The sequence below is a fragment of the Neorhodopirellula pilleata genome (assembly GCF_007859915.1).
GTDB lineage: Bacteria > Planctomycetota > Planctomycetia > Pirellulales > Pirellulaceae > Rhodopirellula > Rhodopirellula pilleata.
The window spans coordinates 349,993-374,154 of sequence record NZ_SJPM01000003.1 but is presented as its reverse complement, the minus strand read 5'-3'; the positions used below and the strand labels follow the sequence as shown (position 1 = coordinate 374,154).

The 24,162-nt window shown below is 55.6% G+C and carries 1 protein-coding gene (only partly in view); it reads right to left on the bottom strand.

Translation table 11 applies throughout. The annotated features are described in order from the left end of the window. Positions 1-24,162, bottom strand: partial view of a VCBS domain-containing protein gene (locus Pla100_RS31530; RefSeq protein WP_146577608.1) — the 5' portion only. Its footprint begins 8,535 nt before the window's first position; the window shows 24,162 of its 32,697 coding nt (coding positions 1-24,162); its start codon is at positions 24,160-24,162; the stop codon falls past the left edge of the window.

The window sequence follows — 24,162 nt, the reverse complement described above, 5'->3', positions numbered from 1 at the left end:
GAAACTCCAGGTGAGTCGATCGATCGTTTCGGTCGCATCGAGCACACTGGCGGTGGAGTTGAACATGGCGAGCAGGGCGGCGTTGTCGGAGGTCAAGCCCGTCGTGTTGCCACTGGTAACGACCCCGGTGACGGTGGAACCGACCGAATCGGTCAGATCCAAGTCGGCGACCGATAGCGTGCCGGTGGTGCTGAGCGTCGATCCGTTCTCGCCGAGAGTTTCGGCGGCGCTATCGCCAGCATCGATGAACACGCTTGGCGAATCGTTGGTACCGGTGATCGTCACCGTCACCGTCTCGGTATCGCTCAACGGCGTCCCGTCGTCATCGGTAACGCTGACGGTGTAGGTCAAGACGAGTGTCTCGCCCTCAGCGAGGAATTCGAACGTTTCGGTGCCGGAGTTGAAATTCCACGTCAGGGTATTGTTCGTTTGGGTGTTGTCTAAGATCGCCGTTGGCGTGACGCTCAAGAACGATTGCAACATGGCGTTATCGAGTGTGACCGGAACGCTAGCTGATCCGGTTCCCGAAACAGCCACGGAATCGACCGCCGCCAGAACGTTGTCGCTTTGGTCGAGATCGGTGACGTTGAACGTGCCACTATCGATCAAACCGGCCTCGGCTTCGGTCAACGCCGAAGTCGCCGGTCCTCCGGTGATGACGGGGGCGTCGGCGGTTCCAGTCACGGTGACAACAACGTCTTCCGTGTCGGTGGTTCCCTGACTATCGGTGACTTGAATCGTATAGGTCAGCGTGAGTGTCTCGCCTGTAGCGAGATAGTCGAACGTTTCGCCGGCGGAGTTGAAGTTCCAATTTAGCGTGTTGGCTAACTGGGTACCGTCGATCACGTTCGCTGTCGAAGTCAGCATCGACAACAACGTCGCATTGCTCGAGCCCAATCCAGTCGTGTCGCCCGAAGCCACGACCGCTGACACCGTCGAAGCAACCGCGTCACTCAGGTCCAAATCGCCAACCGACAGCGTACCGCTGCTGGTCAGCGTCGAATCGGTTTCGGTCAGGGTTTCAGCGGCGCTGTCACCGGCATCAACGAACACGTTGGGTAGGTCATTCGTTCCGGTGATCGTCACGGTGACGGTTTCCGTATCACTCAGTGGCGTGGCGTCGTCATCGGTGACACTGACGGTGTAGGTCAACACTAGTGTCTCGCCCTCGGCGAGGAAGTCGAACGCTTCGGTGCCGGAGTTGAAGTTCCAAGTCAGGGTGTTGGTTGTTTGGGTGTTGTCTAAGATCGCGGTGGGCGTGACACTCAAGAACGATTGCAACGTGGCGTTGTCGAGCGTGACAGGAACGCTAGTTGATCCGGTTCCCGAAACAGCCACGGAATCGACCACCGCCAAGACGTTATCGCTTCGATCGAGATCGGTGACGTTGAACGAGCCGCTATCGGTCAAACCAGAGTCGGTTTCGGTCAACGCCGACGTCGCGGGTCCCCCGGTGATGACGGGCGCGTCGGCGGTCCCGGTGACGGTGACGACGACGTCTTGCGTGTCGGTGGTTCCCTGACTATCTGTTATTTGGATCGTGTAGGTTAGCGTCAAGGTCTCGCCGGTGGCGAGGTAATCGAACGCTTCACCGGCGGAATTAAAACTCCACGTCAGCGTGTCTGTTAGTTCGGTTCCGTCAATCACGTTGGCGGTCGACGTCAACATCGAGAGCAGTGCGGCGTTGTTGGAAAGCAATCCAGTCGTGTCGCCCGAGGACACAACTGCCGACACCGTCGATGCGACCGAATCACTCAAGTCCAAGTCGCCGACCGACAACGTGCCTGAACTGATGAGTGTTGAATTTGTTTCGATGAGTGTTCCAGCGGAGCTGTCTCCCGCATCCACTGTGATCACCGGATCATCATTCGTACCGATGATCGTGATCGTTACATCTTGAGTATCCGTCGCTCCTTGGCTGTCGGTGACGGTGATCGCGTAAGCCAGCGTGAGTGTTTCACCAACGGCCAAGTAATCGAACGTTTCACCAGCCGAATTGAAGTTCCATGTCAGCGTGTTGGACAATTCGGTGCCGTCGATCACATTCGCGGTCGAAGTCAGCATCGACAGCAATGCCGCGTTGTCTGAACTCAGTCCCGTCGTGTCGCCCGAGGCGACGACCGTCGATACCGTCGAGGTAACCGCGTCACTCAGGTCCCAATCGCCAACCGACAACGTACCGCTACTGGTCAGTGTCGTGTTGGTCTCGCTCAGCGATTCGGCCGCACTATCACCCGCCTCAATCGTGATCACTGGGTCATCGTTCGTACCGTTGATCGTAATCACAACATCCTGAGTGTCCGTCGCACCCTGGCTATCAGTCACGGTGATCGTGTAAGTCAACGTCAGTGTTTCACCCACAGCCAGATAGTCAAACGCCTCGCTGGCCGAATTGAAATTCCATGTCAACGTGTTCGTCAGCTGGGTTCCATCAATCACATTCGCTGTCGATGTCAACATCGATAACAATGCCGCGTTGTCCGATCCCAGTCCCGTCGTATCGCCCGAGGCAACCACACCAGATACCGTCGAACCTACCGCGTCACTTAAATCCAAATCCTCAACCGTCAACGTCCCGCTGCTGGTCAATGTTGCGTCGGTTTCGGTTAGCGTCGATGCCACACTGTCTCCAGCTTCAACCGTAACCACCGGTGCGTCATTGGTGCCGTTGATCGTAATCACAACGTCTTGCGTGTCCGTCGCCCCTTGGCTATCGGTCACGGTGATCGTGTAAGTCAACGTTAACGACTCACCCACAGCCAAGTAGTCAAACGCTTCGCTGCCCGAATTGAAATTCCAAGTCAATTGGTCCGTCAATTCACTTCCATCGATCACATTAGCAGTCGAAGTCAACATCGCAAGCAGTGCCGCGTTGTCCGAACCAAGCCCCGTTGTATCGCCAGAAGCAACCACACCAGAAACCGTCGAAACCACCGAGTCACTCAGGTCCAAATCACCAACCGACAACGTACCGCTGCTGGTTAACGTTGTATCTGTTTCAGCCAACGTTTCCGCCGCCGAATCGCCTGCTTCAATCGTAACCACCGGAGCGTCGTTTGTACCTGTAATGGTGATGACAACGGTTTCAGTATCATTCAGTGGTGACCCCGCGTTGTCGGTTACACCAACTTCATAAGTCAGAACCAGCGTTTCGCCATCGGCCAGGAAGTCAAACGCTTCGCTGCCCGAGTTGAAATTCCAAGTCAACGTGGCCGATATCTCGGTGCTATCCAGAATCGCCGTCGGTGAAACTGTCAAGAAACTTTGCAGCGTCGTATTGTTCAGCGTCGCTGGAACACTGCTTGATCCAGTACCAGTGACCACGACCGAATCCACGGTGGCAGTCACGCTATCAGCCTGGTCCACATCGGTAACCGTGAAATCTCCGCTGGTGCTCAAGCCCGCATCGGTTTCGGTCAACGAAGCCGCATCAGGCCCGCCCGAGATCACCGGCGCATCATTGGTTGCCGTGATCGTAATATCACGAGTCTGGGTAATTGAATTTGCTTCGCCATCGCTGACAGTAAAAGAAACCGTCCGAGTCGCGGTTGATGGATTGTCGCTGGTGTTCGCAAAGGTGATCGATCGCAACGCCGTCTGATAATTTGCCAGAGTCGCCGAGCCCGTCAAAGTCAATTCGCCTGTCGCTGAATTCCACGAACCAGCGATACCGTTCTGGTCCGTGAACGCCAACACATCTTGCCCGTCGGCGTAGTTGCTGGTAATTGCGATGACCGCCGATTCGATATTCGTATCGTCGACGTCCGAGATCGTAATCGCCGACGTGATCGCCACTGCTCCGTCATTTTCAGTGTAATTCAGCGCTGGGCCTTCCAGTGAAGAGACCACCGATGCATCGTTGACATCGCGGAAGTACAGATCCGTTGTCAGTGGCGTTGCATTGGAACCATCGGCGTTCAGAGTCGGAACTCCAGCGATATTGAAATTCGTGTCGGTGCCGTCCAGGTTTTCATCGTTGACATCAAAGCCGTCACTGACATTGCTGCCTTCGAAAATATCTAGCAAACCATCGCCGTCGGTGTCGGTGGTCGAAGTGATCGAAGTCGCCGCACCATCACCGCGTTCGACAATGTCGTCGATGCCGTCATTGTCGCTGTCGGCATCCAAGTAGTCGGCGATTCCATCGCTGTCCGTATCAACGGGTGTCAGCCCCTCGTTGCCCGTACCTTCGTACGCATCGTCCAGTCCATCGCCATCGCTATCGATTCCCGTCGGTGCGATGTAACCCGCCGTGGTTTGGGCTTCCACGTTATCCGTGATGCCGTCGTTGTCGCTGTCCAGATCCAGGCTGTCGATGATCCCATCAGCATCGTGATCCGGATGCAGAACCTCAACGTAGTCCAAATTGATGTACGTCGTCGTGCCACCCCCGACAACGGAAGTTTGGAACTTAACGAACTTGGCGTCACCCAGCAGAGTCACCGTCTTGGTTGATAGGCTGGAAGTAAATCCAGTAATCGTTTGGCTATTCGTAAAATTGACGCCATCCAGGGATTCAAGCACGGTGAAGGTCAACGTGCCAAAGCCGCGTTTGTTGCCGGTGATCTCGAGCACCGTTCCTGCAGGGATCGACGAACCGTTGGTCAACGTCACCAGCAATTCGCCACCGTCACGGATCTGGGCAGCGCCACCATCACCGCCGCTGAAACCGTTCAGTCCATCGATCGCCTTTTCTGGATTGGTGACGTTTCCGGCAAACACGACTGAAGCGACTGCTCCATGACTGGAATTCGCTTCATCCGAATCCAGAATCCCATCATTGTCGTCGTCGATATCGTCGGCATTGACCACACCGTCGCCATCGGTATCGACATTCAAAGTCACGGTAGCGCGATCGGTTCCACCATTGCCATCGCTGATTTCGTAGATAAACGCCTCGGTAGGCGAAATTCCTGCCGCCACAACCACATCCAACGTCCCGTCACTCTTGAGCGTCACCGTGGTGCCGCTGGCCAACGTGATCGGCGTATCAACGACCGCCGCAATCGGATTTCCGACGTCTGCCGGATCAATGATATGCGTCACCGACATCGTATCCATCTCGACATCACTGTCGTTGGCCAGTACATCGATATTGACCACTTGCAACGGCACTGCCGTGATCGAATCATCCGCGATCGCTACCGGCGCATCGTTAGTCGCCGTAATGTTGACCGTCGTGCTGCCGTTGGCCGTCAACGCTCCGCCGCTTCCTTGACCACCGGTATTGCCATCGTCGAACGTCCAGTCGATTTGAACGCTGGCTGGCGGGTCGTCGCTGGAGTTGCTGTAGGCGATTGATTGCAGCGTGCTGTTGACGAGCGATTGCGTGGCGCTGGCATTGAACGTTAACACCAACGTACCGCTGCTGTTGGTCGTCACGGAGCCGATCGTGGTGCCGCTATAAGTTAGGCTTCCAGCCTGACCGAGCGCACCAAGCAACCCAGTTGCAGAGAACACGTCTTCGCTATTGGCTCCGCCGTTTCTGACTAGCAGGATGCTGGCACCATTGAAGTCATCGATCGATGAAAGTTCTTGATCAAAGATTTCGACATCCGCGTCGAGCACCACCGCCGCGCCGCCCTCAACATAAGTTGGATTTCCGTCGAGCGAGTTTTGTGGTGCGAAGAAATCGGTGTCCAGCGTGCCGTCGCTATGGAATCGAATAACCGTCGCTCGATCTTCGCTGCCGTCATTGGACGTGCCGACGGCCGTAATCTGGCCGGAGCTGTTGATGAATACACCCGCGAGCGCATCATTGGAACCACCGTCATAAGTCGCCAGTCCGTCGCCGCTGAATGACGTGTCGAGCGTCCCGTCGGTGTTAAAACGTAGCACGGCAAAGTCTTGGTCGGAGCCATTGTTGCTGGTCCCAACCACGACGATCTTGCCGTCGTTCTGCAGCGTCAGATTGGCCCCCGCGAAACTGCCGGAAAGGCTGCTGGTGGTGGCGATTCCGCCTGAGCCGAAGGTTGCATCCAGAGCACCCGCAGTGGTCAGCCTTGCTACGGCGATTTCATTGTTGGTTGTGTCGGTACCCACGACCAGGATTCGACCTTGGGCGTCCAACACAAGCTTGCCGCCGATGTCGACCGAAGCCGTACCGAGATCGACCGCCGTCCGTCCGCTGGTTCCAAACGATGTGTCGAGTGTTCCGTTGGTGTTGTAGCGTAGCAACAGCAGATCGTCGCCTGTGCCACTGTTGCCATAGCCACTGACCAGGATCTTTCCACTGGAGTCAATGGCCAATCCCCATCCATACTGATTACCGGACGTCCCCGCGCTCATCCCGAAGGTATCGGTTACCCAGCCCTGCCCATTGAAGCTTGTATCCAGCGAGCCATCGGTATTCAAACGCATAACGACCGGGTCTGGATTGCCGCCGTTACCTCGCTGGGCGACGATGACAATCTTTCCGTCGTCGTCCATTTCAACCGCACGGGCGATATCGTTAAAGCCGATGTTGTGGATCGCCATTCCATCGCCATCGAAAGTCATATCGAGCGATCCATCGGCATCGTAGCGGGCGACTGCGATATCGTGATAGCCACCGACTATCGTGCTGCCGACGACAACGATTCGCCCCAACGGATCAACGGTCACCGCATTCGCGACGTCATCGGTCCCGGAGAAGTCCGTTGTGACCAACCCGTTGGTACCGAACGAAGTGTCCACCGACCCGTCGGCGTTATAGCGAGTCAGTGCGAACAGGTGCCCGGCCGCGCCCCCGTCGACACTTCCGGCGACGATGAACTTGCCACTATCGAGCTGATAAGTCGACGTGCCGCTAACAAAGTCAAACGCCGGGTCAAACGACGTGACACCTGAGTGTGCATTGAACGTTGGTGCGTCGTTAAGCCCGGTGACCGTGATCGCGACCGTATTGCTGGTTTGGACTTCGTCATTTGCCAACACCGCAATTTCGTCCGCGGCCAGCGATCGGGTGTAGACCCGCACATCATCGATTTGTCCTCCAAAGTCGATCGACGTATTCGATAGATCGCCGTGTCTGCCAATGTAAGTGTCTGGAATGCTTCCTTGAAAGGTCAGTGTGCCGGACGTCGTCAATGCCGAAACCAGGTTGCCGTCCAGGTAAAGTGACAGCGACTGGGTTGCGGACTCGAAAGTAGCGGCAATATGGTGCCAACCGTCGTTCATCAAATCAACAGCGAATGAGGTACCTTCCCAGCCACTGCCATTCCAGAAATAGACGTACAGACCGGTCGCGGAATTAAGCCGTACACCAAAGTCCTCACCGAGCGCGATCAGCTCAGCGCCAGCCGGTCCACCGGACGTCAAGTTAACCCAAGCGGCGGTTGTGATGTCGGTGGGATTGCCGAACTTTCCCGGAATGAGTACCGCATCGCCGCTGCCATCCAGACTCAGCACTTCGCCGCGAGTCCCATCGCTGACGACAGTCGCATCGCCGAGAAGCGTTCCTTGTTGAATCGCGCCAAGCGACTGATCAGCGACGGTAGAGCCAATGACCGTTCCCGATTCAAACGTGTAGTGCCCCACGACATCGTCGAGGAGCATCGTCGTGATATCCAGCGTGACGTTGCCATTGAAGTTGGCGTTGGGCGTAAACGTCATCCCTTCCAGCGCCGCGTTGAGATCGGACTCGGTGCCGTTGAGCACTACGTTGCCGCTACCGTCGCTGCCCTCGACAATCGTGATACCCGTCAGTCCCGAAAGATTCAGCACGCCATCGTTGACCGACAAGCGAACTTGCAGCGGAGCTTCCGTGCCAGCGAACGTATCGCTTACCGACACGGCGTTGCCATTGCCGCTGCTGAAGGTCAGAACCGAATCCTCGTTAACCGTTTGTGGACCTGGGACGGTTTGTACCACTTCAATGCCATCGTCCACGCCGATCGTTACGACTTCGTCATACGTCAGCCCTCCGCCATCGGTCACGCGGACCGTGACGCTGTGGCTAGTCGTGCTTTCGTAGTCAAGCAAACTGCGATCGGCCACGGTGATCTGGCCAGTGCTGCTGTCGATGGCGAAACGTCCACCCGCGTCATTGGTTAGCGTGTAGGTCAGCGAGTCGCCGGCATCGCGGTCGATACCGGTGGCTTGTGCCACCACGGTTCCATTCGCCGCATTCTCAGAAATATGCACTGGTGCCGCCGTTACTTTGACGTTGTCCCAGCTCGAATTGAAATCCTGGGCGAATCCGTAAAGCCCGACCGAACCGGTCGCGAAGGTACTGTCCGTCAGTGTCAGCACCGCCTGCCCGTCGATTTCGACCGTGAACTGGTCGCCGACCGCGTGGACCGTCATGTTGATCAGTCCGGTACCGTGGCCGTTTTGAGTCCCAAGGTTCGGAACCACATCGGCAGCCGACGCGATCAGCGTTCCCACATCTCCGCCGACCACCCGTTCGACGCGAAGGCTGCCATTGGACGGGACCACAGAGAAGCGGTAGTAGTTGCCGTCGTCCTGAACGCGAACGCTCACTCCCTGGCCGTCGTCGTCTCTAAGATTCAGATCGACGGAGAGACTGTAATCGGTCCAGGCCAGCGCACTCGGATCGGTCCAGCGAGCGTGAAGTCGCGGGTCGTTATTGGTCGATTGGATTTCTTCGTTGACCACATTCCAACCGGCCGGCAGATTCCAACCATCGGCGCTGCCATCGCTGAAGTCGTCTTCCAAGAGCACCGTCGGCGATTGCACCACGATTCCGATCGGAGCCTCGGCGACATCGGTCAAGTTGATCGTCACCAACTCCGAATAGGTCAGCCCCTGGCTGTCCTGAACCTGAACGGTGATCGTGTGTGATGCGAAATCTTCGAAGTCGAGGTTGCCCGAATTCGCCACCGTGATTTCGCCCGTGGTGCTGTTGATCGCAAACCGACCACCGGCGTTGTTGGTCAAACTGTAGGTAAGTGTTTCGCCGGTATCGGGATCGCCGCCGTGGACCGTGCCGACGACGGTTCCGTTGGCACTGTTTTCATCGATCGTGAAACCTTGCGGACTCGTTGTGTTCGCCAGCGAAGCCATCTCGGCCGCGGTCAGTGCTCGGTCAAAGATGCCAATGTCGTCCATGGCACCTTGGAACTGCCTGTCGTTCGACCAGTTGGAGCTGCCGATGTAGTTTTCGGTCCAAGTTGAATAATCGGGGATAGCGGTCGCCTGAACGGTGCCAACGACGACGCCGTCAATAAACAGGCTGGCAAGACCAGTGGAGTCAATCGTGACGCCGTATTGATGCCATTGACCCTCGATGCCGACAAGGGCATCGGAGATCGTAATCGAACCGACGACCGTACTGCCGCTTTGAATTTGAAGGTGTAAGTCGTCGGATGTTTGGTAACGTGCCAGCAAGACGTTGTGCGTGCCTGGCCCAGCGCCAAAATCAAAAATTCGTTCCCACGAGCGGCTTCCAATGCCGGTATCAAATCGCACCATCGCGCTGAACGAAAACTCGTTGCTAGTCGCGACGCCAGGAATCGTGCCGATGCTGACCGGTGGCGTCGTGCTATCGACATCGCCTGTCGGGAATAGCAATCCGTTGCTGCCGGTGGTAAAGCCATCGCTGCCCGAGATGGTCACCGGTGAATTCACGGTCAACGCAGGACCACCCGACGCGATCGAATTTGTCCCATTTTCAAAGTCATACGCCGCGACCGTATCGTCGCTCAGTTGCGCGATCGCCGGAGCTTCATTGACGTTGGTCAGTTCAATCGTCAACGTTTCGCTGTAGGTCAAACTGCCATCGCTGGCCTGAACGACAACGTCATGCGATGTCGATGCTTCGTAATCCAACAAGCTGCCATTCGCCACCGTGATTTCACCCGTGGCGCTGTTGATCGCAAAGCGTCCGCCCGCATTGTTGGTTAGAGAATACGTCAGCGTGTCGCCCGCATCGACGTCGCTACCGTAGGCGAAGCCGACGCTAGTTCCGAGGAAGGCATTTTCGGTGACCGACAACGCCTGACGCAACGACACGTTATCAAGGTACGACCCAACGCCATCGGAGCTCGGTTCGGCAAAGGTGAGTCTGCTGGTTGAGGACGTCGCCACGACGGTGTACGAGCGGCTGGTCCAAGTCGTGGTATCGGTGGATTCGACGGTGTCAATCAGAAATCCGTCCCAGTAGATTTCGATCTGATTCGTCGTGCCGGAAGGGGAGTCCGGTCGCGCCATGTGATCGAATTCGATGACATATCGTTGCCCCACAACCGTCGTGACGTCTTGCCAGATGGAGTCGATCTGGGCGACTCCGGCGTCAAGTTCTAGATAAATGTTTCCGTCGGCCGCATTTCCAGGCGTGTGGGTGGCGGTTCCCGCGACCTGGACTTCCATGCCGTTCGCGTTGCTCCATCCGGCGCTACCGCTTTCGAAGCTTCCGTTGGTGATCAAGTTAGGACCGATACCCGAAACCATCGACGACGGTGCTTCGTTGACGTCAGCCACCGCGATCGAAAGAACTTCATCATAAGTCTGATTCGCCGCATCAGTCACTCGGACCGTAATAGCGTGGCTGGTTGTCACTTCGTAGTTCAACAGTGATCCATTGGCGACGGTGATTTCGCCCGTGGTGGCATCGATCGCGAAACGTCCGCCGGCGTTGTTGATTAATGAGTACGTGTGCGTGTCGTCAGGATCATCCGTCGTCGCTATGGTAGTAACCACGGTTCCATTGGCCGCGTTCTCAGCGACCGAGGCGGTCTGCAACTTGGCAATGGAAAAATCTATGGCAAAGGTATCGTTGGTGGCGTTACTGTTTGGACCGATGGCGATGTAGATCGTATCGCCGGCAGTTAAGGCCCCCAAATCGATGTCGAATCCGGCGGAAGTGATGTAGTTCGATTGCACCAGGATCGGCGCATTGTCGTTGACGTGAATGAATAACTCCAGACCGTCACCTCCAGCGTGCACATCCTCAAGGAAGCTGTTGGTAATCACATAGCTGCCAGACTCGGCGACCGTATAAGCCGCGATTGCGTAGCGATCGATTCCGCTATATTCGGTACTGCCCTGGCCAGTATGCCCGCCCGTTGATGTCAATCGCGTGAACGCAGCCGAACCGTTGTTTGAATAAGTTATGTCCCCATCGGGAGTCCAATCGGTTCCTGCGTCGACCAATGCCAGATAGTTGTTGGGATTACCGATCTCACCCGTGTTGAGATCGCCAAGAGAAACACCGGCTGCCCAGTTATCGGGGGCGTTCCATAAGTATTGCCAGCCGCTGGTTAAGGCTCCTTCGTCGACAAAGTCATCGCGGTAATCGGCCACGATCGTGTATGTACCCAGTGACGTTGGCGCTTCGTCCAAGTCCGACAAAGCAACGGTATACGTCGACTGTCGATAGAGACCTCCGGCGTCGGTGGCACGGATGACGATGTCTACGGTTCGGAAGGCCTCGTAGTCCAAGGCCGATGAATCCGCGACAGTAACGACGCCTGTATTGGCATCAACGGTAAATGCGCCGTTATAATTGTTCGTTAACGAATACGTGATCGTATCGCCCGAGTCGGGGTCAGCGGCGATGGCTGTGCCAACCACAAAACCGTTCGCCGCATTTTCAGCCACCGTTGCTGCGGTGAAAGTCAAACTCGATGGCGCGTCATTGACCGGCAAAGGATTGATCACAAACACTTTGTCGAAGGTGTTGCCGACCGAGTCGGTCGTTCGAATGGTGATGCTTCTTGGTGGGTCATTTTCCGCGTCAAACGTTGATCCTGCTTTGACCTGCAAGCGGCCATCGACGATTTCAAAGTCGTTCGTGTCCGAGGCAATGATTTCGAAGGTATGAGAATCGCCCACGGTAGCATCGGTCGCCACCAGCTCGCCCAGGATTGCACCCGCCTGAGTCGATTCGATCAAGCCCGGCGTGTAAATCCGTTGCATCACATCCGAGCCGGAGCTTGGATTATAAGCGGTCCAAGTAAAGACCAATGATCCGTCGGTCCGCTGCGTCACATCCGGCCTGTTCGTCCAACCGTTGGGAATATCACTGACTCGGAATTCGTCGCTGGTCGCGACACCGCTGGCATCAAACGTACGTCCCCAAACGGCATAGCTCTGGCCATCGCCGCTGGAAACCCAAGTGGCAGCAAACCCACCGTTGTTAGTGGCTGTGACGCTGGGATAATACTGATCACCGGGCGTTGACTGATTTAACAGGATCTCGCCGCTAGCAAACGTCCCGTCGGCGTTGATAATCCGCCCCATGCTGGCCCACCGACTGCCATCGGCGGTATAGCTGTGCCACACCACAACAAACCGACCGTCTTGTAATGCCGAAATTTGTGGTTCATTTTGGTCGCTGGTTTGAAATTCCGAATTGATCAAAAATTCGCTGCCGATCGCATTGCCGCTGGCGTCGTACAGTTTTGCTCTCACACCCCAGCCGTTGGCATCACCGATCCTATCCATGAACGCAACCATCGTTACGCCGTCGCCATTGGTCGCCAGCTTGGGTTCGCGCTGCTCACTATTGACATTGCTATTGATTTGGATCTCGCCGCCGACTTTATTGCCGCTGGCGTCGAACCGTTGGAGGTAGCTGTCCCAACTGGATGTTTCACTGATCTGATTTGCTGATCGCCAGGCGACCGTGAAACTGCCGTCTGCGGCAACACTTACCGAAGGTACGGCTTGAGACCCAATAGTGTAAGTATTGACGTTGATCTCCGATCCCACCAGGATCCCATCTGCATCGTAGATCGCCGCTCGAACGCCGTCACTATTTTCGCCAGCGGAACTATTCCACACGGCGATAAACCCGCCTCCTGGGCGCGCCGCAATTTCAGGCCATTGCTGGTTCCCAGCCTCGACCGGGTTTGGTGAGAAGGGGGCGGCAACTGCATTTCCTGCGGCATCAAAGATCTGGGCCTGAATGCCCCAGCTGCCGTTCACGCCCGTCTCAACACCGATATTGTTCCAAACCACCACGTGGCCACCTGAAGCCAAACTGGTGGATTTGGCATTCATCTGGCTAACCTGCAAATAGACTTCGGTTTCCAAAAGCGATGTGGTCGCAATTCCGTTCAAATCGAGGTGTTGTCGGTAGACTACATCGTTGGTCGCGGTCGCTTCGCTATTGTTTGCCCCTTTCAACCAGGAGAACACCAAGTCGCCGCTGGCCAGTTGCGAAACCGATGGCAACGTTTGCCTGTAGTTGGCGCTGTAGGCACCAATTTCCCACTCGCTGCCCACTTGATCGCCCGCACTGTCAAAGCGAGTTGCCAATACTCTCCAGTTACTCCCTTGGTCGCTGGAGATATAGGTTGTCACCCAACCACCGTCGGCCAACGCATAGTTGTAGGTCTGCGCCTGGTCGCTTGCCGTCGTGTCGTTGATCAGGAATTCGTTCTTGATCACCGCGCCGGTTTCATCCAGGATCTTGCCGTAAATGCCGTTGCTCGATCCGTCGACCATGCGATAGGTGATCAACACATGGTCATTGCCCAAAGCAATCGCTTCGGGTTCGAATTGAGATCCAGACGTGGTTGTGTTGACAACGAATTTGCCACCCACGGCAGTACCGGACGCATTGTAAAATTGCCCAAGTACCGATGTTCCCGAACCATCACCATTGGCAGCCACATCCTGGCGATAGGTAACCAGGAAACTACCATCGCTGAATCCAACCACGGCCGGCTGGTATTGATTGCCGGCACGACTTTCGACCGCGATCTCTCCACCGATTTTCACGCCCGCACTGTTGTATTTCTGCGCTCGAACATCATTGAAATCTGCGTTAGTGTCAGAGTCTTCGTCAACCTGGGTCCGCCACACCACGACAAACCCACCATCGCCCGTCGCTGCAACGTCCGGTTCGTATTGCACGAACGCCGTCGTCGTGTTCACACGGAACTGTGCGACGCTGGTCTCGAAATTACTATCAAACGTTTTGGCGTAGACTTCATTGTCATGACGCCAAGCCACCACGTGAGAGCCATTGGCCAGTGTTGCGACATCGAAATCGTATTGCTGTCCGCTTAAAACGCCCCGATCCAACAGTTGCGGTTCGCCGACCGCATCACCATTGGCGTCATAACGCTGGAACTTAGTATCCCAACCGCTGTTCAAGTCGTAATCATTGTATAGCTGGACATAGCCGCCATCGGCCAACGCAACAGTTGCCGTGGACCATCCCGCTTGCCCGGTATACGACTGCAGCACCGACGGTGGTTGAGCCACCAAGTCATCGCCCGGTGCAATCAGTTCGATATCGGTGGGGGCTGCGTTGAATTCACCGGTCGTGGTATTGAACGTTTGGTCGCTAAATCGTAACTGCTCCACGCCGCTCAGCGTATCCACACCGTCGCGACCGCTGACGTTGTCGGTAACGGTCCACGTACCATCCAGGTTGTCGGTAATCGTATAGTCGCTAGACGGTCCGGTGTAGATCGCGACGTCTTTGCCGACACCCCCTTCGATCGTATCATCACCCTGGCCGCCGGTGATGGTGTCATTCATGCCCAATGGAACGAACTCGACGACATATTTCTGGGTCGCGTAATCATTCGCGTCAGCCCAAGTGCCGGTCGAACCCGACAACAAGACACCGTCTTCCCATTGAGTTCCGTTGGGCTCGCCCGCCGCGAAATTCTGATACGTCACCGGCGAACCATCGGTCCAGGTGAATGCGTCCTGGTGGCCGGTATCATTGGCCCCGATCCATACCGAATCACTGCCGACCAAACTCTGCACAAACGCGTTTTCATCGGCGTTGGTAATCTGCACCAGGCGACCGCTGATCCCTTCGACGCTCATTGCCGCCGCAGCATCTCTTGCATCCCACCAAGTCGCGGCGGTGTCAATCACTTTATAAAACTTGCCGGTCACCGCGTTGTAAGACAGCGTCGGATCGGCCAGCAATACGTCGGCCACGGTGGTGTCATCACCAAAAATGATATCATTCCCATCATTTCCGGTCAGCGTATCATTGCCCGCGAGCCCGTGAATGGTGTTTTCCTCGGTCGCAGTCGCGGCAATGTTATCATTGCCTGGTGTCCCCGTCAGCACCTCACCAACCAAGTTATCAACCGCGATCGTCATCACTTCGCTGTACGAATTCCCCGCCGCATCGGTAACTTGTACCGTGACGTTATGCGAAGCGGCAGATTCGTGGTCGAGCGAACCGGTGCCGGTGTAGGTGATTTCGCCGGTGTTTGGATTGATCGCGAATCGACCGCCTGCGTTGTCAGTCAAACTGAACGTAAAGCTGGAGAGAACTTCGCTTGCGTCCCATTCGATGACGTAGGATCGCGATTGATTGTCGGGCACGTCTTGCCATTCTCCGTCAGGGCGGATGGCAAGATGGTTTTCCCCGGTCGAACCGTTCGGCTCAGCCGCTCTCCAATTGGTGTAGTATCCTGCTTCTGCCGTTGAACCTGTCGAGAACTTCTCGCTCTCGGTTGAACCATCCAGGAAGTACCAATTCCCCTCAGTCGTTGCGTCTCGACCGCCGAGCAACACGTCGCCGCCCACTTGTTGGGCAAACGATCGGATCAACTCGTTCTCGTAGGCCGAACGGATGGTTGCCAGTTGTCCGTTGACACCGTTCAGCGTCGCAGAGGTAGCCGCATTGATCGCATCCAATGGCTGAGTGATGGTACTGACAAATCGATAAAACTTACCCGTCGCCGCGTCGTATTGCAGCGTCGGATCGTTGTTCAGAATCGTCGTGACGGCGGCGGGGATTTCGATGACTTGGATGTCGGCCAAGAACAATCCATTTTGTGCGGCGGCGTCGGAAACGTCGAGGAACGAAAGGGTTGTCGATGTCGAATCAGCCGTGAAAGCCATGGAACGGTTCTGCCACAGCACGTTCGTCGCAATGTCCCAACCAGAAGGTTTCGTGCCGAAATCGAGGTCGACCATGGTTCCGGCAGCCGATAGTCTCACCGTCGCATTGCCGGAGTCGCTGGTCCAGTATCCACTGCCTGCGAAAACCACCTGATATTCACGTCCAATCTCCGTCGTGATTGTCTGCTCAATCGAAGACGCATCTCGTATATGCGCGATATTGCCGCCCAGCGGAGTTTCGGCATAGTTGACTCCGTTGGCATTCAGATGGGCCGCCGTTCCGCTTGTGACAGTCCAGTCGCCGAGCGTATTCCCTGCCTGAGTTCCGTTGGAGTTGTACGTCGTGAATGTGGTTGGAGTGCCAGCTTCAGTGAACAACCCATCGCTGACGATGTCATTGCTGACATCCGGATCGGTCGGCACGACGAAGCCAACGCTTTCGCCGGCGACCGCGTTTTCGCTGATGTGCAGGTCATCGATAGGTTGGCTATCGGTTAATACCGAGTTTTCGGTGGCACCGTGAAAGATACGAACGTTGCTCAGCGAAACGTCGGCTCCACTAGTGAATGACGTGTCCAGATACCAATCGGAATTGGCGGTGATTGTCTCGGTATGGACCGTGGCACCATTATGTTGAAATGCGAGCGTCGTTCCATTGACATAAAAAGCGAATTCATCGCCGTCGGCAACACTACTCACGTGGTTACCGCCAAACGATCCACTATGGTAGCTAGCCAACCGACCATCTTGAATAAAGTACATCGCATGGTCGATGTCAGCGTATCCTGTGCCGCTGTCGACCAGCCCCAGTCCAATCATAAAGTTAAACGGATTGGCTTCATCCAGCGTGAAGGACACGGTGTAGTTATCCGTGTAACCAAGCGACGAGAAATACTCCGAGTTGACTTGCGAACTGTATCCGCCGGGAGCAGAGGCCGAATCAAGCAAGATCGTCGAGCCCACCGTGGACGCACCACCTACCACATTTGTGTACGAGGCTAAAGGAGTCGAAGGCACATTTCCGATGCTCAGATTATTGCCGCTGACGACATCGACGACTTGATTTGACCCATTGAAACCATCCATCTGCCAGTTAGCAACCAAGCCGCTGGGCAGGTTACCGCCGTCGAACTTGTTTTGATAGTTCAGCGAGATATCAGCTTCGCTGCGGACTTCGTTCCAGATGCGAACGTCGTAGAGTGTGCCTGAGAAAACTTGGTTTGCTTGAAAGCCGCCCAGAAGGCTATCCTGCTCTTGCCCAAAAACCAAAACCCCCGTACCTGAACCGCCTCGCAGAGTTCCTCCGGTCGCATAGCCGGTCCTCGACTCGATCAATTCACCGTCTACGTAAACCGCAACCGCACCGGAAACGCTCTCCCACGAGATAGCGAGGTGGTGTAATTCATTATCGAGTAACGTCGTGTAATCGATCTCGGAAAACGTCTGAAATCCATAACCGCCAATCAACAGCTCCAGCGTCCCGTTACTTCTTACATGGACAACTAGATCGTTTGTACCGATGTCCGTTGCGTAGCTTAGCAGCATGTTGTAATCATGCTGATTCTGACCTCTAAACGCCGTCTCGAATGTAAAGCTGTCTAGGCCTCCTAAAATCGCATGCCCGTTGGAGCTATAAAGATACGCATCGTTCCCGCCGTCGGTATTCAGTTCGATGCCGCTGGAAAGATTCGTCGGCGCGTTGTTGCTTTCGGTTAAATCACGTAGCGAAACCGTGAAGGCTTCGTCGTAGGTGTTTGTGCCGTCACTGACGCGAACAGTCAGCGTGTGCGTTGCATTGGTTTCGTAGTCCAGCAGATTCCCGTCGGCGACGGTGATCGTGCCCGTGCTGGCGTCGATTGAGAAAGCACCCGCGACCGTTTGCGAAACCACGGAGTAGGTCAACGCGTTGGTGGCATCCAGAACCGCATCGGCATTCCATTGAATCACAGATCCGTAGCTTGTATTGCCCGCGGAAGCATCGAGCCACTGTCCATGCGAGGCTCTTATGATCGCCGCGTCTTGGTTGCTGGACGCGTCGTTCGGTTCAGATCCAAACCAATTCGTGTAGGCGCCATCGACCGAGTAACCGTCGGTCCCGGTTCCGTCCCAAAATTGATCGCCGTCTTCCCAACGCCATTCTCCTTCAACATCCAAGTCCGAAGCTCCAATCCAGAAATCTACACCAGCATCGGATGCTAAAGTATGAATCAAATCGTTTTCGTGGGCGGAGTGGATCGAAACCAAAGTCCCTGAAACACCCGAAAGCAACACTGAGGTTGCATTGCTCTGTGCCGTCGCAAAGTCACTGGCTGTCCCTGTCCACCTGTAGAATTTCCCCGTCTCGGCGCTGTAACGCAAATTTGCATCCGCCGCCAAAAGCGAAGCGATCTTCGCTTCGCGTTCTTCATCGCTGCCCGAAACCTGCCCAACCACGGTGCCATCGAGTGCGTTTTCGGTAACCTGGAGCGTCAGCGTTGGATCACTCGCCGTAAAGCCCGCGCCGCTTGCGTGTGCGACAGTCAGGTTATTGCCACTGACCGCATCGACGACGACTCCGTCCGAGGAAAGCTGATCAAACTTCCAATTGGCGATCATGCCAGATTCGCTATAAGGCAAGTCGCTGCGATAGCTGGCGGCGATTTCAGAGGCGGTACGAATGTCGTTGAATAAGCGGGCGTTTTGCAGGGTTCCGGAAAAGACTTGTGAAGAGTTGTACCCGCCATCGACAGAGTCCTGGTCTTGTCCGAACACAAGCTCTCCATCGCCCGGGCTTCCCGTGATCGTTTCTCCGCTCGCCAAGCCGGTTCCGCTATCGACGGAGACGCCATCGACAAAAACCTCCCAATCGCCCGCCGTGCTGCTCCACGTAACGGCGATCGAATGCTGCTCTCCGTCGAACAGCGTGCGGTAGTCAAAGGTTGTCCACGGCGAGACGCCTAATTTGTCATTGACTATCACACGCAGTTCACCATTGCTTTCGACCACTAACAAGAACGCATTGTCGTGATTCGAGTTGGCATAGGAAATCAGAGGACTAACTGTCGTATTGTCGGTCGAAGAAAACTGAATTTCATAAGTCAACGTGCCCAGCCCACCAAGAATTGCCCCGCCATCGTCGCTGATCAAGTAAGCATCGTTTCCGCCATCGTCATTGATACTCAGACCGCCGGACGAGCTTTGTGTCGCAGTTAGGTCTTCGGGAGCATCGTTTACAGCGGAAACCTCAATATCGCGAGTTTGCGTGTTAGAGTCATCAATGCCATCGTTGACGGTGAAGCTGATCGTTCGCGTTGCTGTCGCTGGACCTTCACTGCTATTCTCGTAAGTGACCGAGCGCAGTGCGGCTTGATACTGGGAAATCGTCGCCGAGCCGCTGAGAGTCAGTTCCCCCGTGGTTGCGTTCCATGCACCTGTGATGCCGTTCTGATTCACAAACCCCAGCACGTCCTCCCCGCTGGTGTAATTGCTCGTGATGGCCACCACCGCGGACCCGATATGCGTATCATCGGGATCACTTATGGTCAGAGACGAGGTGACGTTCACTGGGCCATCATTTTCGGTGTAGGAAAGTGAAGTGCCTTCGATGGTTGTAGCTGTCGGCGCGTCATTAACTACCGTCACCGTGAACTGGCCGTTCATCGAGTTGGAACTGGCGAAACCATCCGAGACCGTGATTTCGATCATCCGCTGGCCTATCAGGGGCGATTCACTTGTGTTGTGATAGGTTACGCTCTCGATTGCGGCGGTATAGTCAGCAACCGACGCAGTCCCCGTAAGTGTGAGTGTGCCATTGGCTGCGTCCCATTGTCCCGTGATGGAAGGCGTGTCTGCAAACGAGAGTGTGTCTTGGCCACTGGCAAAGACCCCGGAGATTTGAATCGTTGCCGATTCCAGGCTGTCTTCAAGATCCTCCAATGTGATGCCGGAAATCAATGGGGTTGGCGGACTGTTTTCGACATAGGTTCCATCCATCATTAACCCAACGAGTGGTTCACCATCGAAGGTGATGTTGAAATCGCCAGTGGTCGCCCGTAGGTAGACTTCGGTATATGGAATCGCATGATTTTCGTTCCCAAATTCCCACAAGAACGAATTGGCCGCATTTGAGCCATTGGTGACGGCGATTCCATACGAGAAGCCTTGTTGATAATTGTGACTATTCCAGCTCCAAGTAAAGACGCGATCGGCATCGTTTTGAGGACTGGCGTCTCGAGTGTTTAGATTATTCCAAGTGCCAGTATTCGCACCGGACAAGCCGGCTGGTGCATTGACATTCTGAGCAGTGACTGTGTACTGACTATCTTCCAGATTCCAGGTGAACGCACCACCATTTCCGACGAAGTTTCGCCACAAAACTTCTTGGTATTCTCCCGTTCCATCCGGCGTCGATGCTCGCATGATTCGCATCTCCACATTGGACATCGTTAAGCCGCTGTCCACCAACCACTGGTTGATGATGGCATCGCTGTAAGCGGCGGGGGCGAAGGCCGATGGAGTCCCCAGTCCTTGGACCACCGCATCGACCGAACCTTGTCCATTGGTATCGAATTCCCAGCCCTCTCGCCCACGGCCGATCAATAACCACTTATGGCCGCCATGCTCTTCGACCAGCACATCAAATACGATGCCTTGAACTTCTACTTCGTAGATCCCGTCAACTGCGTCGGAGAATGCGATTTGGTTTGGCAAAAAGACAGGTGCGTTGTTTTGCATCGCTGCCTCCGAGTAATCCACACCGTTGAACCGGAACGTTTCCACGCCGGTTACCGTGTCGGTTCCATCGGGCGAACCAACTCGGTTGTCGACGATCGTGTAAGTCGATGTCCCGGCGCTGTACGTAATCGTGTAGTCGGACCAGTTACCGCTGTAGATGACCATGTCACTGGTCCCCGTGCCGCCATCGATCGTGTCGTTGCCGGCACCGCCGGTGATCGTGTCGTTGCCAGAGCCGCTGGTGATCGTGTCGTTGCCAGAGCCGCCGATAATCGTGTTATCACCACTATTCCCGGTCAGCGTATCGTTGAAACTCGAACCGGTCAGGTTTTCGAAGTTGGTGATCGTGTCGGTGCCCGCACCAACCGTGTTCTGTGCCGTGGTGATAGCCAGATTCACCGTAACGCCTGCAGTCGCACTGGCGTAACTGACGGTGTCGATGCCCAGTCCGCCGTCGAGAATATCGTTGCCCAGTCCACCTTCGATGATGTTGGCGTTGCTGTCACCGGTCAAAGTGTCGTTCAGTGCAGAACCACGTAGGTTTTCAAAGCCCCAGAACATATCTCCTGCCGCATCGCCACCGGAGACGACTTTGGTTGACAAGTTCACATTCACGGCCGCGGTCGAACCAACATAGGACAGCGTATCAATGCCGCCGCCACCGAACATAGCATCGGCACCTGGTCCTGCAACGATAATGTCGTTGCCCAGTCCACCGTAGATCACATCCGCGCCGTTGCCGCCGTACAGCGTGTCATTCCCGCCGTTATCCAGGTACATGCGAACGTTGTCCAGCATGCCGTCAACGCCGGTTGTGGTCGCGGAAACATCGGTGAAGGTGACAACCGTCGAAGCGCCCAAAGCAGTAAAATTGAATTCGTAATCTTCAAAGGTGTTGGGATTACTACCGACGTCGGAGACAATCTGGTCGACTACGGTGTACCCGCCGGAAACAACTTGAATGCGTAGCGACTGGGATATAGCACTTCCGTGCGAACCATAGTCGAACCCAACGGAATAGTTCGAACCCGCGATGGTGGTAACGGATTGGCTAAGCGAGCCAGTATTGGCTGTGTCTCCCGGACCAAACGAAGCCGCGGATGTTCCCAGAGTCGCGCCTTGCGAGTTGACCGACGAAACGTTTCCCGATGCTGTCCAACTGAGCAACGATGGCTCGAAACTCTCGAAACTGCCGTTGAAGATCAGGTTCTTTCCATCGCCGTAAAGCGTATCATTGCCAGTTCCGCCGTCGACGATATCCGAGCCCAGACCGCCCGAAAGCGTATCGGTTCCCCAACTACCAAGGATCACATCCGAACCGCTGCCGCCGTCGATGATATCGTTGCCATCACCGCCCGCAGCGAAGTCACGCCCGGCACCTGAATTGATCGTGTCGTTGCCAATGTTGCCCGCATAGCTATCCGATAGAGAAGAAGCGGTATTGGAATCGTTGCCGGTGGTCCCTTCTGCATACGTGCCAGTCGTGCCAGCGGCTTGCTCGCGGATGAGGAGATTATCGACACCCCAGGCTTCGTCGTTCCAGTGTTGATCCAACGTCGCACCGAATCCAAGCTTTAATGAAGTGCCCGTCGTGTTGACTGTTAGCACATAGGTCTGGACATCATCGGTCCAACCCGAGAACCCGAGGTTCACGGCCGAACTCGTGCCAGGTGTTGTGTCGGAGTAGTTTACACTTCCTGTCCCAAAAGCATTGGCCGACACAAGTGTATCATTGACCCAGACACGGAATTGGTGATTATCCCAACTGTCGAACCTATTCATATCAAAGGAGATCGTTACCGATGTTTGATTCCCTGAAAGGTCGAATGTCTTGTAGACATCTTGAACGCCATTGGTGGCCGCTTGATATGTCCCAGGCGAGTTATACGCAGCCGCTGAAACCAAAAACGGACTGAAGTCCGCATTGGCAGAATTGATGGCTCCGCCGGTCCAGCCGGTCAAACTGCCGTTATCAAAGTTCTCGAAAATTGGCGTGTTCAGCGCAACATCCGCAGTCGTCAAGTCGCCGTCCGCAAAGCGGAACGTTTCAACGTTGGTAATCTCCGCAGTACCATTGGGCGAGCCCAAGCGATTATCGGTAACCGTCAACGTTGCCCCCGCAGCGGTCACCGTGTAATCAGCACGAGATCCCGTGAAGACAACGATATCGGTCCCCGTGCCACCATCGATCGTGTCGGTGCCGCCACTGGCAAAGATCAAATCGTTCTCACTGCCCGCATCGATCACGTCGTTCCCGCCGCTGCCCATGATCGTGTCGGCATTCGCACCGCCGGTCAGCGTGTCATTGCCGTTGTTAGCCGTCAGGTCCGCGACCACCACGTCGCCTAAGATCGCTCCCTGAGCTCCCGAATGTGACAGACTGCGAAACTCAATAGTTGTGGATGTCGACGTGGCGACAAACGTGTAGGTCCGCTCCTGCCATTCCGGTGATCCAGCGGTGCTTCCTGAGGTAGTTGTTACCGAATAGTTGGTCGCCACACCGTCAACCGAAAGTTCAATCGCTTTCGTAGCCGCTACTCCACTGCTATTGGTAGATAAGCCGAATCGAACCGCGTAGGTATTTCCAACCACGGTGGTCAACGTCTGCGAAATCGCACCGGGACTATTGCCATCCATGTCGACCCCTCGGCCACCTGTCGGCGAGGCGTAGCCAAAGGTATTGATCAAATCAACGCTGCCCTGAGTCACCGTCCAACCGCCAAACGATTGCCCCGAGCTATAAGTCGCTAGCGATCCGGGCACAACAGCGTCCAGAAACTGGCCGTCCGCCGCGATGTTTTCACCGCCCAGCAGAACATCATTCCCCGCCAACCCGGTAATCGTATCCGAGGTCGAAGTGCCTTCCAGCAAATCAGCTCCGGCGGTTCCATCCACGGTCGCCAACAAATATCCGTATTGCTGCTGCACTTCGATCGAAAACGCAACATGGCTTTCCACCAAGCCCACGGTGTATTCAAAATCCCAGTCACCGCCCAACTCTTCCGCACCGGTCGCGTCGTCACTCGCCGCGACATCGCAGTCACAAACGACGGCGAGGATCTCGATCAGATCACGTCCCGATTCGGTACTAGCCAGATCACAGCCATAGATCAACAAGTCTGCGTCGGCGTCGAGGGCGTGTCCCCACGAGACGATGTCACCGGCATAGCTGGCGGCCGAGTCGAGCGTTAGTTTGGTGTTGCCGAGAGTGATGCCCTCGCCGTCACCGTGGGAGAGCAAGTGGATCGCATCAACACCCGACATGGACGCAAGCGTATGGGTAATTTGCTCGACGCCGTCTTGGTCGCCCGTCAGATGCACGACCACCCACTGCGTCTCGGTATCCGTATCGCGTAAGTTGTCGATCAGGGCATCGGCGTCTTGAACACCGGCGTCGACAAAGATGATTTCGATCGGTTTGGCGGGATCGAGCCGTGAAACGTTCGGCAGATCCGACTGTTCCGGTGGTTCCGGCGGTTGTGATGCTTCGTCTTGAGGGGGCGTTGCTTCCCCAGCGACCGAGTCGATCGGTGCAATCGCTGCCTCCATCGCATCGACCTCGGCTTGCAGCATTTGCATGATGCCGGGGTCGGGCGCGATCGCCTCGACCGCTTCGTTGCCCTCGCCGGACAGAAGTATGCGATCTTCGAGTCGAAAAAAATGAAAGCTACGTTTGGCCAT